Annotated in this window: 13 protein-coding genes and 1 pseudogene; 3 read left to right on the forward strand and 11 right to left on the reverse strand. The window is 69.8% G+C overall.

From position 1 onward, the window contains the following. Positions 1-56: 56 nt before the first annotated feature. The 8 genes from ABZV06_RS31130 to ABZV06_RS31165 all read right to left on the reverse strand — a co-directional run bounded on the left by ABZV06_RS31130 (position 57) and on the right by ABZV06_RS31165 (position 9,099). Entirely contained in the window at positions 57-902 is an 846-nt protein-coding gene (locus ABZV06_RS31130; RefSeq protein ID WP_355625800.1) for a DUF559 domain-containing protein, read from the reverse strand. Between the two features lie 236 nt (positions 903-1,138). Continuing rightward, positions 1,139-1,900 carry a G5 domain-containing protein gene (locus tag ABZV06_RS31135; protein ID WP_355625815.1) on the reverse strand — a complete coding sequence of 254 codons (762 nt, stop codon included), beginning with the start codon at positions 1,898-1,900 and terminating at the stop codon, positions 1,139-1,141. A gap of 467 nt (positions 1,901-2,367) precedes the next feature. Further along, a complete protein-coding gene (locus tag ABZV06_RS31140) occupies positions 2,368-3,579 on the reverse strand; it encodes a saccharopine dehydrogenase C-terminal domain-containing protein (RefSeq protein ID WP_355625802.1) in 1,212 nt (403 codons plus the stop codon). Continuing rightward, positions 3,579-5,024, reverse strand: a complete 1,446-nt coding sequence (locus ABZV06_RS31145; protein WP_355625804.1) for an FAD-dependent oxidoreductase — start codon at positions 5,022-5,024, stop codon at positions 3,579-3,581. The genes ABZV06_RS31140 and ABZV06_RS31145 overlap by 1 nt, the downstream gene beginning before the upstream one ends. After that, the gene (locus ABZV06_RS31150) at positions 5,021-5,854 is read right to left on the reverse strand and encodes an ABC transporter permease (protein ID WP_355239712.1); all 834 of its coding nucleotides are present in this window, start codon (positions 5,852-5,854) and stop codon (positions 5,021-5,023) included. Before ABZV06_RS31150 ends, ABZV06_RS31145 begins: the two co-directional genes overlap by 4 nt. Then, positions 5,854-6,762 carry an ABC transporter permease gene (locus tag ABZV06_RS31155; RefSeq protein ID WP_355625806.1) on the reverse strand — a complete coding sequence of 303 codons (909 nt, stop codon included), beginning with the start codon at positions 6,760-6,762 and terminating at the stop codon, positions 5,854-5,856. The genes ABZV06_RS31150 and ABZV06_RS31155 overlap by 1 nt, the downstream gene beginning before the upstream one ends. Then, positions 6,759-7,910 (reverse strand): ABC transporter ATP-binding protein, encoded by a 1,152-nt coding sequence (locus ABZV06_RS31160; protein WP_355625808.1) that lies wholly within the window; start codon positions 7,908-7,910, stop codon positions 6,759-6,761. The genes ABZV06_RS31155 and ABZV06_RS31160 overlap by 4 nt, the downstream gene beginning before the upstream one ends. Positions 7,911-7,914: 4 nt before the next feature. Beyond that, on the reverse strand, positions 7,915-9,099 hold the full coding sequence (locus ABZV06_RS31165) for a spermidine/putrescine ABC transporter substrate-binding protein (protein ID WP_355625809.1): 1,185 nt from the start codon (positions 9,097-9,099) through the stop codon (positions 7,915-7,917). A gap of 215 nt (positions 9,100-9,314) precedes the next feature. Here ABZV06_RS31165 and ABZV06_RS31170 point away from each other — a divergent pair, with 215 nt between their 5' ends. Continuing rightward, on the forward strand, positions 9,315-9,827 hold the full coding sequence (locus ABZV06_RS31170; protein ID WP_355625811.1) for an Lrp/AsnC family transcriptional regulator: 513 nt from the start codon (positions 9,315-9,317) through the stop codon (positions 9,825-9,827). Between the two features lie 85 nt (positions 9,828-9,912). Here ABZV06_RS31170 and ABZV06_RS31175 read toward each other — a convergent pair whose 3' ends face one another. The 3 genes from ABZV06_RS31175 to ABZV06_RS31185 are packed head-to-tail and all read right to left on the reverse strand — an operon-like array spanning position 9,913 to position 11,070. Next, complete coding sequence (locus ABZV06_RS31175; RefSeq protein ID WP_355239702.1) at positions 9,913-10,119, reverse strand: DUF397 domain-containing protein; 207 nt, start codon at positions 10,117-10,119, stop codon at positions 9,913-9,915. Between the two features lies 1 nt (position 10,120). Further along, complete coding sequence (locus ABZV06_RS31180) at positions 10,121-10,309, reverse strand: DUF397 domain-containing protein (RefSeq protein WP_355239699.1); 189 nt, start codon at positions 10,307-10,309, stop codon at positions 10,121-10,123. Continuing rightward, positions 10,300-11,070 (reverse strand): helix-turn-helix transcriptional regulator, encoded by a 771-nt coding sequence (locus ABZV06_RS31185; protein ID WP_355239696.1) that lies wholly within the window; start codon positions 11,068-11,070, stop codon positions 10,300-10,302. Before ABZV06_RS31185 ends, ABZV06_RS31180 begins: the two co-directional genes overlap by 10 nt. A 590-nt stretch (positions 11,071-11,660) precedes the next feature. Here ABZV06_RS31185 and ABZV06_RS31190 point away from each other — a divergent pair. Both ABZV06_RS31190 and ABZV06_RS31195 read left to right on the forward strand, forming a co-directional pair. Continuing rightward, positions 11,661-13,007 (forward strand): aspartate aminotransferase family protein, encoded by a 1,347-nt coding sequence (locus ABZV06_RS31190; protein ID WP_355625813.1) that lies wholly within the window; start codon positions 11,661-11,663, stop codon positions 13,005-13,007. Positions 13,008-13,009: 2 nt separating this feature from the next. Next, positions 13,010-13,291 (forward strand): annotated as a pseudogene (locus ABZV06_RS31195) (FAD-binding oxidoreductase); the annotation flags it as partial. Positions 13,292-13,612: the final 321 nt, after the last annotated feature.

Consider the following 13,612-nt stretch of genomic DNA (forward strand, 5'->3'; position numbering starts at 1 on the left):
GTGGGCATTAGTCGCGACAGGAAGTGCAAGATCGGCGAGCGGTGATCGTGTTGGGGTTACGAGAGGGCTCTGCGAATCGTGGCCCTGATGTACTCGGGGCGACGATAGAGATCACGGTCGGTGAAGTAGCGCATTCGCCACCCTGCTGCGTCCAGCCAGTTGACCCGTTCCCGGTCATGTCGGAGACGATCACGGTCCAGGTGCGACAGTCCGTCGTACTCGACGCCGACCCGTCGCTCCCGGTATCCCAGATCGAGCCGGTAGAGCCGGATGCCGAAGCCATCGGTCACCCAGAGTTGCGGCTCGGGCGCGGGCAGCCCCCCGTCGATGAGGATCAGTCGCAGCTGACTCTCCTGCCGACATTCGGCCCGACCATCCGCCAGCGGTATGAGCTGGCGGGCCTGCCGTACCCCGCGCAACGCATCGTGAGCAGAGACCTCGGCCAGCAGGTCATCGTGGCTCACCGCGCCTGACCGGAGCGCCGCGTCGAGCACCGGCAGTGCGTCGAGCCGCCGAGCGGCACGCGCCAGGTCGACGGCGCAGCGGGCCGCCGGCACGCAGGGCAGCCCCCTGATCAGGACCGGCCGTACGGGTAGCACCGTCCGGTGGACGACGACCCCGGGCAGGCGCGGCTTCGGCACGGTGGCGGGCAACTGGACATGCACCAGGTCGTCCCGCAGGACACTGAACCCGTGGCGGCGGGCGGCGCTCTGCCGGGCCAGCATCGCGCCGTCGGGCAGGCGGAGCAGCAGTGCCCGGAGCAGGTCATCGTCATCGCAGGACTCAGCGGCGTACACGCCCCTGCGGACCCGCCGAAGTTCCTCACGGTCGAGCCGGGTACGGATCCGCGCGACGGTGAGCTCCCGCATCAGCGCATCCGTCCGCCACAACTGAGTAGTCATGCCGGAAGGCTGACCACCCACCGCCCGGAAATCCCGCCCCGCCCGGGCCCCTGTGGACAACGAAGCCCTCTGTGGAAAACCCCCACCCCGCAACCCCACGTGCTAGATCCCATCCGCGCCCACCTACCTCCTCGCCGATCTTGCACTTCCTGCTGCCGATACGCCCTCTTTGAGAAGGAATGTGAGCGCAGAAAGTGCAAGATCGGCGAGGAGGGGTGGGCGTGGAGGGCCGGGGGCTAGTCGCAGCCGTAGCCGTCGTTGTCACGGTCCAGGTCGTAGATGTCTTCGCCGATGACCTTGACGACTCCGTTGGCGTAGGCCGGGCCGTTGCCGCTGCCGCCCGCGCAGTCGACGTCGCTGGCGATCGGGACGCAGGGGCTGTAGTTCGGGTCGCAGTTGGACTTCTTCTTCGTGCCGACGGCGACGACCTCGGTGACGGGTTGCTTCGTCACGGTGGACTTGACCAGCTTCTTGCCGGTCTGCACGCCGTCGGTGGTGGTCACCTGGTAGGTCAGCGTCCGTACGCCGTCCACGCCCTTGGTGCGCACCACCCGCTTTCCCTCGGCCAGCGACGCGTCCTTGACGGTGCGCTCACCGTGCCGGATCGCGGCCCGCTCGGTCACGTTCGTCACTCTTACCACCGGCGAGGGCGCGGCACCGGAAGGCGCTGCACTGGAAGGCGCGGCACTGGAGGGCGCCGCCTCCGGCGACTGCGCTTCGGCGAGCGCCGCCTGTGTCGGTTCGGCGGGTGCCGCCACGATGGGTCGTTGCGGCTCGTCGGCAGCGGTGCCCGTGCTCTTCGGGTCCGGTTCGCCGGTCAGCGCGCTGACGATGGCAGTGCCGGCACAGCAGAGCAGCAGGACGGAGAGCAGCACCGAACCGAGGATCACCGCGACGCGGCGGCCTGGGCTGGCACGGCGGAACCAGTTCGGGACGGCGGATGGCTGCGGTCCGAGGCCGTACGGCGGTGGATGCCCAGGCCCGGGTGGTGGTTGCATCGTCACGCCGAGAAGTGTCGTCGCAACCACTGTCCGCAATATCCACCGTCGCGTCGATTGCCTACGCCGTTTGCCTGCAGCCGATCAATCGGTGGGCGCGACCTGCGTCGCCGACCGTGTCGGGTGGGCGACGAGTCGCCAGGCCGACTGACCGTTGGGCCCGTCAAGCCGGGGCCGATAGTGCGGTCAACCGGCCACGGAATGCTCACCAAACGATCAAATCCCGCAAACCCCAGAACGTTCACCGACAAGCCAGCCCAGTCCACCTCAAGCCTGTCAGCAAGCCGTCACCCACCCCACCCCACCGCGCCCCACCCCACCGCGTCGATCTTGCACTTTCTGTCGACGCTATGCCCGATAAGCGAGTAATGCCGCAGCAGAAAGTGCAAGATCGACGCGGGCGGGGGGCGGGGGCGCGGGGCGCGCGGGCGGGGGCGGGGGCGCGGGGAGCCCGGGGCGGGGCGGGGTTAGGGGGTGGGGGTTTCGCGTTGGCCCCAGGGGGAGCCGTAGGCGGTTAGCAGGTCCAGGAACGGTTTTGGGGGTAGGGCTTCCGGGCCGAGGACGCCGACGCCGGTCCACGCGCCGGTGGCGAGCAGTTCGAGTGCCACCACCGGGTTGACGGCGGTCTGCCAGACGACCGCCTGGTGGCCGTACTCGCGCATCGACCACTCGTTGTCGACCACGTGGTAGAGGTAGACCTCCCGGGGTTGGCCCTCCGGGCCCAGGCCGCGCACCCAGGTGCCGGCGCAGGTCTTGCCGCGCATCCGTGCGCCGAGGGTGGCCGGGTCGGGCAGGCAGGCCGCCACCACGTCGCGCGGGGACACGTCGATCCCGCGTATCCGCACCGGGGAGACGCCGTCCAGGCCGAGCTTGTGCAGCGTCCTGAGGACGTCGATGAACTCCTCGCCGAGGCCGTACTTGAAGGTGACCCGTCGGGCCTTGACCCAGCGCGGGATGAGCAGCACCTCTTCGTGCTCCACGTTGACGCACTCGACCGGCCCGATTCCCTCCGGGAAGTCGAAGACCTCCGGTTCGCTGAACGGCTCGGTGGTGTACCAGCCCCGGCCGGCTTCCCAGACCACCGGCGGGTTGAGGCACTCCTCGATCGTGGTCCAGATCGAGAACGAGGGCGCGAACTCGTAGCCGTCGACGGTCAGGTTCGCCCCGTCCCGGACGCCGATCTCCTCGATCTCGCTGAACAACTCGTCAGCGGCGTACCTGGCGAAAACGTCGGACAGGCCCGGTTCGACGCCGATGCCGGCGAGCGCCAGCCGGCCGGCCGCCTCCCAGTCGGGGGCGACCGCGAACTGTTCGTCGCCGAGCTTCACGCCGGTTTCTACGTGCGGCTTCGACGGGTGCGGGCGGGACAGTGACATCGCCATGTCCAGGTAGTCCGCGCCGGCCGCGAACGCGCCGTCGAAGATGGGCATGACGAAGCGCGGGTCGACGGCGTTGAGCACGTGGGTGATCCGGTGCTCCCGGCACAGCGCGATGATCGCGTCGGCCGAGGAGGCGTCCACCTGGGCGGCGACGAAACGGTCGCCGTGGCCGGCCACCGCGCGGGCGGCGCGGTCCGGGTCGTGGTCGGCCACGACGATCGTCTCGAAGAAGGAGCGTCGGGCGGCGATGGCTACGGCGGCGGAGCCGACGCCGCCGGCGCCGACGAGCAGGACACGCATCAGGAATCAAACCCCAAACCAAGACGATCGAGAGTACGGAGCCACAGGTCGCGTCTGCCCCCACGCGCATCGGCGCGGGCCATCGACCGGCGGGTGAGATTGATGCCGACCGCGCGGACGGGTTCCGGCGGGAACGGCAGGGGCTTGCGGCGCACGAGGTCGAGGCGGGTCAGCGGGGTGTTCCCGCCGGCCAGCAGGTCGAGGAGCACCCGGGCGGAGAAGCGGGTCGCGCCGACGCCGAGGCCGGTGTACCCGGCGGCGTACGCCAGCCGACCGCCGTAGGCGGTGCCGTAGAACGGGCAGAACCGGGTGCAGGTGTCGATGACACCGCCCCAGCGGTGGCTGAAGCGCACGTCCGCGAGCTGCGGGAAGGTGGTGAAGAAGTGCTGTGCGAGGGTGGTGAAGGTTGCCGTGCGCTGTTCCAGCTTCGGTGCGACCCGGTTGCCGTAGTGGTAGACGGCGTCGTAGCCGCCGAAGAGGATCCGCCCGTCGCGGGTGATCCGGTAGTAGTGGAACTGGTTGCCCGTGTCGGCCAGCCCCTGCCGGTTGCGCCAGCCGATCGCGTCACGCTGCGCCGGGCTGAGCGGCTCGGTCATCAGCACGTGGTCGTAGACGGGTACCACGTACGCGCGCAGCCGGCGCAGCAGCGGCGGGAACGCGTTGGTGGCCAGCACGACCCGTCGGGCGCGGACGACGCCGGGGCGGCCCGGTGCGGGTACGGCAGACCCGGCCAGGTCGGCGGGATCGGTGCCGAGGGTGTCGGCCCGTAGCGCGGCGGCGTCGGCGCGCAGCCCGGTGACCCGGGTGTGCTCGTGCACGCGTACGCCCACGGCGAGGCAGGCGCGGCGCAGTCCCCAGGCCAGCTTCGCCGGGTCCACCATGGCGACCCGGTCGGCGTCGATCATCCCGCCCAGGTAGGTCGGTGAGTTGACCTCGGCGCGTACCTCGTCGGCGTCGAGCAGGCGCACCCGGTGGCCGTACCGGCGGGCCAGCTCCGCGTCGGCGACCAGCCCGTCGAGCTGGTACGGCTCCACGGCGACGGCCAGTTCGCCGGTGCGCTCGAAGTCGCAGTCGATGTCGAACTCGGCGACGGTCGTGGCGATGGCGTCCAGGTTCTCCCTGCCCAGGCGTTCCAGCTCGCCGATCTCGTCGGGGAACCGGTCGATGCCGTTGGCGAGGCCGTGGGTGAGCGAGGCGGCGCAGAACCCGCCGTTGCGCCCGGAGGCGGCCCATCCGCAGGTGCCGGCGTCAACGAGCAGCACGTCCCGGTCCGGGTCGGCGCGTTTGGCCTCCAGGGCGGCCCAGAGCCCGCCGTACCCGCCGCCGATGACGAGCAGGTCGGCGGTCCGCGCGCCGGTGAGCGGCGGCAACGGGTCGGGGCGCTCCCTGCGGTCGAGCCAGTACGGCACGGGCGCCGCGTCGGCCAGCGCCCGGCCGGCGGTCATGACGGCCGCCGCGCCTGCGGTGTCGTCCCGGCCAGCAGGTTCGCGCGGCGGGCCCGTCGCCCGCGTAGCGAACTGAGGCCGACCAGCAGCAGCGCGATCGCGAACATCGCGGTGCCGATGACGTTGACCTGCGGCGGGATGCCCCGCTGGGCAGCGCCCCAGACGTACATCGGGAACGTGACAGTCGTGCCGGCGTTGAAGTTCGTGATGATGAAGTCGTCGAAGCTCAACGAGAACGCCAACAGCGCGGCGGCCACGATGCCGGGCAGCACCAGCGGCAGGGTGATCCGCCGGAATGTCTGCCACTCGTTGGCGTAGAGGTCCATGGCGGCCTCCTCCAACCGCCGGTCCATCCCGGCGAGCCGCGCCTTGACGGTGACCACCACGAACGAGACGCAGAACATGACGTGTGCGATGACGATCGTCCAGAAGCCCTGCGGCACCCCCGCCGACACGAACAGGGCCAGCAGCGACGTGCCCATCACCAGCTCGGGCGTGGCCATCGGCAGGAAGATCAGCACGTTGACGCCGGCCCGACCACGGAAGCGGTGCCGGACCAGGGCGAACGCCATCAGCGTGCCGAGCACGGTGGCGACCACCGTGGCGAGAAAGCCGATCTGCACGCTCCGGACGACCGAGTCGCACATGTCGGAGGTGGCGCAGGGCTGTCGCCAGTTGTCGAGGGTGAACTCGTTGAAGTCGTACGACAGTCGGCTCGACGGGCGGTTGAACGACAGCCCCGCCACCACCAGGATCGGCAGCGACAGGTAGCCAAGCACCAGCAACGCCACGATCATCACCCAGCGATCAGCCAGCCAACGCGAAATCATCACAGCACCTCCTCCGTGCCAGCTCGCCGCAGGTAGCCGAAGACCACCGCGAGGATCGCCGCCATCAGCAGGAACGACAGCGCGGCGCCCTGCGGGTAGTCCAGCCGGACCAGGAACGCCGAGTCGATGACGTTGCCGACCATGTACTCGTTGGGGGTGCCGAGCAGTTCGGCGTTGATGTAGTCGCCGCTGGCCGGGATGAAGAACAGCAGCGTGCCGGCGACCAGGCCGGGCATCGACAGCGGCAGGGTCACCCGGCGGAACGCCTGCACCGGGCTCGCGTACAGGTCGCTGGCCGCCTCCAGCAGCCGGGCGTCGAGCCGCTCCAGGCTCGCGTACAGCGGCAGCACCAGAAACGGCAGGAAGTTGTACGTCAGACCGAGCACCACCGCGAACGGTGTGGCGAGCAGCCGGCCGTCCGGGGCGAGCAGGTGCACGTCGCGCAGCAGGCCGACGAGAGCGCCGTTGTCGGACAGGATCGTCTTCCAGGCCAGCGTACGGACCAGGAAGCTGGTGAACATCGGCGCGACGACGCACACCAGCAGCAGGTTCTTCCACCGGCCGGCCTTCTGCGCGATGGCGTACGCCAACGGGTAGCCCAGCAGCAGCGCCACCACCAGGGCCAGCCCGGCGTAGCCGAACGAGCGCAGGAGCTGCGGCCAGTACGCCTGCACCACGTCCGGATAGTTGCCGAACGCCCAGGTCATCGCGTATCCGGTGGAGAGCGAGCCGCTGGGGTCGTACAGGCTCGCCGCCGCGAGTTGCAGCAGCGGGACGCCGAAGAAGACGAGCAGCCAGGCCGCGCCCGGGAGCAGCAGCAGGTACGGCAGGAGGCGGTACCGCCCGGACCGGGCTGCCGGTGGCGCGGCTGGCGGCCGGCCCGCTCCGGTGGGCGCGAGGAGGGTCACGACCTTGCGCCGACCGGCTCGTCGAGCACCGGCGACGTCCGGTCGGTGTCGGCGGCGTCGCGCGGCAGCAGGAACGCGTGCCGCGGATCCCAGTACGCCACGGCCTCGCCGCCGACCGGCACCCTCGTCGCGTCACCGCTGTTGGCGGCGAAGACCGACAGCTCGGTGCCCCACCCGGTGCGCAGCAGGTACTGGGTGCTGACGCCCACGTAGGAGGCGTCGGTGACGACACCGGTGACGTGTTGGTGTCCTTGGGGGACCTGGTCGGCGGAGCCGACCAGATGCAGCTTCTCCGGGCGTACCCCCAGGTGGACCGGACCCCGGTCGGCGCGCGACCGGCCGGCGGGCACGGTGAAGCGCGAACCGTGCGCCGTGACCGCGACCTCGCCGCCGCTCGTGCCGGCGGCCTCGCCGGCGAGCAGGTTGGACTGGCCGAGGAAGTTCGCGACGAACGCGGTGGCCGGGAACTCGTAGATGTCGGCCGGGGCGCCCTGCTGCTCGATGCGGCCGGCGTTCATCACCGCGACGGTGTCGGCCATGGTCATGGCCTCCTCCTGGTCGTGGGTGACGTGTACGAAGGTGATGCCGACCTCGGTCTGGATGCGCTTCAGCTCGATCTGCATCTGCCGGCGCAGCTTCAGGTCGAGCGCGCCCAGCGGCTCGTCGAGCAGCAGCACCTGCGGCTTGTTGATCAGCGCGCGGGCCAGCGCGACCCGCTGCTGCTGGCCGCCGGAGAGCTGGGCCGGGCGGCGCGGGCCGAAGTCGTCGAGCTGCACCAGCGACAGCATCCGTCGGACCTCGTCGTCGACCGAGCGGATGCCGCGCCGGCGCAGCCCGAAGGCCACGTTCTCGAAGATGGTGAGGTGCGGAAAGAGCGCGTAGCTCTGGAAGACGGTGTTGACCGACCGCTTGTACGGCCGCAGCCGGGCGATGTCGGTGTCGCCGAGCAGGACCTGACCGCTTGTCGGCTCCTCCAGCCCGGCGATCATCCGCAGGGTGGTGGTCTTGCCGCAGCCGGACGCGCCGAGCAGCGCGAAGAACGAGCCCTGCCCGATCGTGAGGCTGAGGTCGTCGACGGCGGTGAAGATGCCGAACCGCTTGGTGAGGTCGGCCAGGCGCAGGTCGCCCGCGGGTGTCTCGCGCGTCATCGCGTCACGCCCCGATGACCTGCTGGAACTTGCCCTCGTACTCCCGTTCCTGCTTCTCGTCCAGGGCCATGAAGACCGTGGACTTCGCCAGCAGCGCGTCATCCGGGAAGATCAGCGGGTTGGCGGCCAGATCCGGGTCGATCTTCTCCATCTCGGCCTGGGCGCCCTTGACCGGGCAGATGTAGTTGACGTACGCGGCGAGCTTCGCGGCGACGGCGGGCTCGTAGTAGTAGTTGATCAGCGCCTCGGCGTTGCCCCGGTGGGCGGCCTTGTTCGGCACCATCATGTTGTCGCTGTAGAGCATCACGCCGGAGTCGGGCGCGACGAACTGCACCTTGTCGTTCTCACTGGCGAGCTGGATGACGTCCCCGGACCAGCCGATACACGCGGCGATGTCGCCCTTGGCCAGGTCGGGTGCGTAGTCGTTGCCGGTGAACTTGCGGATCTGCCCGGAGTCGACGGCCTTCTTGAGCTTGTTGAGCGCGTCGTCGAACTGGGCGGCAGTGAAGTTCGACGGGTCGTGCCCGTTCGAGCCGAGCAGCAGGCCCATGGTGTCGCGCATCTCGCTGAGCGCCGTCACCTTGCCCTTGAGGTCGGGGCGGGTCAGCAGTTCGTCGACGGTCCGCAGCTCCTTGGTGACGCTGCCGTTGTACGCCAGCCCGGCCAGGCCGGACTGCCACGGGATCGAGATCCGGTTCTCAGCGTCGAAGGGACGCTTGAGCAGCGACGGCAGCAGGTTCGCCTGGACGTTCGGGATCTTCGCCGGGTCGAGCTTCTGGATCCAGCCGAGCCGGATCATCCGCGCCGCCATCCAGTCGGTCAGCACGATGATGTCCCGGTCGGTGCTCTGGCAGGCGGCCAACTGGTTCTGCACCTTGCCGAAGAACTCGTTGTTGTCGTTGATGTCCTCGGTGTAGGTCACCTGGATGCCGGTCTTCGTGATGAACTCGTCCAGGCTCGGCCGCTTGGACTCGTCCTTCTCGTCGACGTCCATGTACTGCGGCCAGTTGGAGAAGGCGAGCTTCTTCTCCGTGCCAGAAAGGTCCTCGCTGACGCAGCCGGCCTCGGTCTGCTGGGCGCCCTTGGTGCCACAGCCGGCGAGGCTCCCGCCCGCGGCGAGGAGGGCGGCCGATCCGAGGGTGCCGGTGAGCAGTCCACGCCGGGAGAGGGGCCGGAGGGGAGTACGCATGACGACTCCTAGGGGGGTCATCGTCGGCGGCGGGACGGGGGAGGCGCGCCGGCGGGAATGTCGGGAGGGTCAAGTGCCAGGGAGCACTGATCCTGACATGAGGAAACCTCCCTTACAAGGGATTCCGTTGCAGGATTAGCAGTTGACGACGAAATACGCCAGACTGCGCGGGGATACACGCGCGACATCAGGATTCGGGACATGGGGAGCGCACGATGACGAACCGGCAGCACGAGAGCGGCGGCGGCGGTCGCCGCGTCGCTGTGCGTGAAGGTGCCAACCACGCTCTGCTGGACGACGTGGCCAAGCAGATCATCGAGCAGCTCCAGGAGGACGGCCGGCGGCCGTACGCCACCATCGGCAAGGCGGTCGGCCTGTCCGAGGCGGCCGTCCGTCAGCGGGTGCAGCGACTACTCGATGCCGGCGTCATGCAGATCGTCGCCGTCACCGATCCCCTCCAGCTCGGCTTTCCCCGCCAGGCGATGATCGGGTTGCGTACCGACGGCGACCTGGAGGCCGTCGCCGACCGACTGGCCGAACTGGACGAGGTCGACTACGTCGTCATCACGGCCGGCTCGTTCGACCTGCTCACCGAGGTGGTCTGCCGCAACGACGACCACCTGCTGGAGATCCTGCAACGGCTACGCGCCGTGCCGGGGGTGCTCTCCACCGAGGCGTTCGTCTACCTCAAGCTCCGCAAACAGACCTACACCTGGGGTACGGCCTGACGGCTGCCGCTTAATCGACTCGGCTTCCTGCGAGTCGGGGTGTCCGGGACGCCGTGATGCCCCGGTTTCCGTGAAGCGGAGTGGATCAGCGGCCGGCCGTGCGGACCGCGTCGGCCGCGCCCACCGTGTCGACGAACGACGCCCAAGCGGTCGGCGCGAAGGTCAGGGTGCCGCCGTCACGGTCCTTGCTGTCCCGGACCAGCACCCGGCCGGGCAGGTTGTCGGCCACCTCGACGCAGTCACCGCCGTTGTTGCTGCTGCGGGTCGCGGTGCGCCAGCGCGCGTCGGTCATGTCACGCCTGCCGCAACTGCTCGACGAAGGAACGCCAACTCGTCGGCGCGAAGGTGAGGGTGCCGCCGTCACGGTCCTTGCTGTCCCGCACCAGCACCCGGCCGGGCAGGTTGTCGGCGACCTCGACGCAGTTCCCGCCGTTGTTGCTGCTGCGGGTCGCGGTGCGCCAGCGCGCGTCGGTCATGTCCATGTCGTGGCCACTTCCCTGATCAGCTCGATCGACTGGCGTCGGGTCAACGCCTCGCCGGTGACGCTCTCCCACCTGCGTCCCAGGTTAGCCACGTCGAGAGGATCGGTCACGATCTGACCGCGGAGCTGGTTGTCGAGATATGCCAATTCCGTCCCGTCGGGCAGGCGACCCAGCACGAAGGGCCCGGCCAAGCCGGTATGCCACGGGCTCTCGGCGGGGATGACCCGGACCTGCACGTGTTCCCACTCCGCCGCCGAGGCCAGGTGCCGGAGCTGCCCGGCCATCACCGGCCCGTCACCGACCGGCCGGCGCAGCACCACCTCGTCGAGCACCACGACGAGCTGGGGTGGCGCGTCGCGGCGAAGCACTGCCTGCCGGTCGACGCGGCTCGCCACGATCTCGTCCACTTCGGAGGGCGGGACCAGCCCGCCGGTGTTCAGGATCGCCCGGGCGTACCCCTCGGTCTGGAGCAGGCCTGGCACGAGCAGCGGCTCATAAGACCGCAGGGAGATGGCGTCCTGTTCCAGTTCGGCCCACGGTCGGAACCACGGCAGGTCCCGGCGGCGGAACGGCTCCGGCCACAGCTCGGCCGCGTCCCGGCGCAGGACCTCGGCAACCGCGATCCGGGTACGCGGATGCGGGATGCGCCCCGAGGCGAGCCACCGCCCCGCGGTCTTGGGGTCGACGCGGACCTTCTCGGCCAGCGACTCGACCGTCTCCCCGGCCTCGGCCATCGCCACGCGCAACGCCTCGTTCGCCATCTCGATCCTCCCGCTCGCCGGGCACACCGCACATTTCGGCTCGGTGCAGCGCTGGCCGGCCCGCCGGGCACAGCGCGCTGCGCCCGTCCCCGCCGGTGCGGAGCGTCGCGCCGCCCCGCGCGGAGAACCCTGCGTCGCCCCGCTTCGTGCAGACCGCCGCCGGCCCAGCTCGGTACACGCTGCGCCGCACGTTAGCGACGCTGGGTGTTGATGTCTCCGGCCTACCGGCGTGTTGCGGTGGGACGTGTTGGCGCGCATTCAGGACGCCCCGTGACCGCCCCCGAAGTGTCACCACCAGCCTCGTCATCCCACAGACACGCCCACCCTGTGGGTTGATCCACTCGACTTCGCCGATGTCGCGGTATCAACCAGGCCCTGATACCACGGCTTCGGCGTACCGGAGTGGATCAACAGACCCCACTCGACGATGCGAAATTCGTTGCCGTAGCCGCATCGCCTCGCTGATTCCGTAGCAGTCAGCCTGTCACGCCACTGATACCACTTGCCGACAGGCACCGGACTGTGCGATAACCGTGGGCAGAGCGGCCGGCTTCACCCCTTCGACCGGCCCGACGACCGATGGGGCTGACATGGCCAACGCCACCGACCACCTCTGGATGCACTTCACCCGGATGGCGAGCTACTCCGCCGGCGAGGTGCCGACCATCGTGCGCGGCGAGGGCGCGTACATCTGGGACGCGCAGGGCCGCCGCTACCTCGACGGGCTCGCCGGGCTGTTCGTCGTCAACGCCGGGCACGGCCGCACCGAACTGGCCGAGGCAGCCGCCAAGCAGGCCGGTGAGCTGGCGTACTTCCCGCTCTGGTCGTACGCCCACCCGACGGCCGTCGAGCTGGCCGAAAAGATCGCCTCGCTCACCCCCGGCGACCTGAACCGGGTCTTCTTCACCACCGGCGGCTCCGAGGCCGTCGAGGCGGCATGGAAGCTGGCCCGGGCGTACTTCAAGCGCACCGGCCAGCCCAACAAGTACAAGGTTGTCAGCCGCTACATCGCGTACCACGGCACCTCGATGGGCGCGCTGTCGATCACCGGCCTGCCCGGCATCAAGAGCGACTTCGAGCCGCTGGTGCCCGGCGGGATCAAGGTGCCGAACACCAACTTCTACCGGGCGCCCGAGCACGGCGACGACCCCGAGGCGTTCGGCCGGTGGGCCGCCGACGAGATCGGCCGGGCCATCGAGCGCGAAGGTCCGGACACGGTCGCCGCGGTGTTCCTGGAGCCGGTGCAGAACTCCGGCGGCTGCTTCCCTCCGCCCCCCGGCTACTTCGAGCGGGTGCGGGAGATCTGCGACGCGTACGACGTGCTGCTCGTCTCCGACGAGGTGATCTGCGCCTGGGGTCGGCTCGGTGAGTACTTCGGGGCGGTCCGCTACGGCTTCCAGCCGGACATCATCACCACCGCCAAGGGCATCACCTCCGGGTACGCGCCGCTCGGCGCGATGATCGCCAGCGACCGACTGATGGAGCCCTTCCTCACCGAGACCGGCATGTTCGCCCACGGGGTGACCTTCGGCGGACACCCGGTCTCCTGCGCGGTGGCCCTGGCCAACCTTGAGGTGTTCGCGCGCGAGGACCTCGTCGGGCACGTACGCGCCAACGAGGACGCCTTCCGGGCCACCCTGGAGAAGCTGCACGACCTGCCGATCGTCGGCGACGTCCGGGGCGACGGCTACTTCTACGGCATCGAGTTGGTCAAGGACAAGACCACCCGGGAGACCTTCGACGAAGCCGAGTCGGAGCGCCTGCTTCGTGGCTTCCTCTCCACCGCGCTGTTCCAGGCCGGGCTCTACTGCCGGGCCGACGACCGGGGCGACCCGGTCATCCAGCTCGCCCCGCCGCTGATCGCCGAGCAGCGCCACTTCGACGAGATCGAACAGATCCTCCGTACGGTCCTGACCGAGGCCTGGTCGCGGCTCTGACCGTGCGCTACCAGGAGCTGTCGTACTGGCTGTCCAGCCTGGACGAACCGCTGACCCCTCGACCCGCGCTGCCCGGCGACACGGACGCCGACGTGGTGATCGTGGGTGCCGGCTACACCGGGCTGTGGACGGCCTACTACCTGGCCCGGGCCGACCCGACGCTGCGGGTCGTCGTCCTGGAGAAGGAGATCGCGGGGTACGGGGCGTCGGGGCGCAACGGCGGCTGGTGCTCCGCGCTCTTCCCCACCTCGCTGACCGGGCTGGCCCGCCGGCACGGCCGCGACGCGGCGGCGAGCGCAGCGAGCTGACCGGTCTGCCCTGGGTCGGCCACCGCTCACCCCGCTGGGAGCCGGAACCCGTGCGCTGGCTGGCGATGAACGCGGCCCTGCGCCTCATGACCAGCGCCGACACCAGGGAAAACCGAACGGACCGCCCCTCCAGGAGCGCCAAGGTCCTCTCCCGCCTCCTGGGCCAGTAACCCTGCCTTCGGGCGTTGATCATGAAGTTATTTTAGTACCCGGAGGGGGGGGGGGGGGATAAATAAAATATTAAAAAGCCGGGGGGGGGGGGGCGCTGGGTTGATGTCACCTCTGTACTACACTCAA

This window comes from Micromonospora sp. NPDC005172 (genome assembly GCF_040608555.1).
GTDB lineage: Bacteria > Actinomycetota > Actinomycetes > Mycobacteriales > Micromonosporaceae > Micromonospora.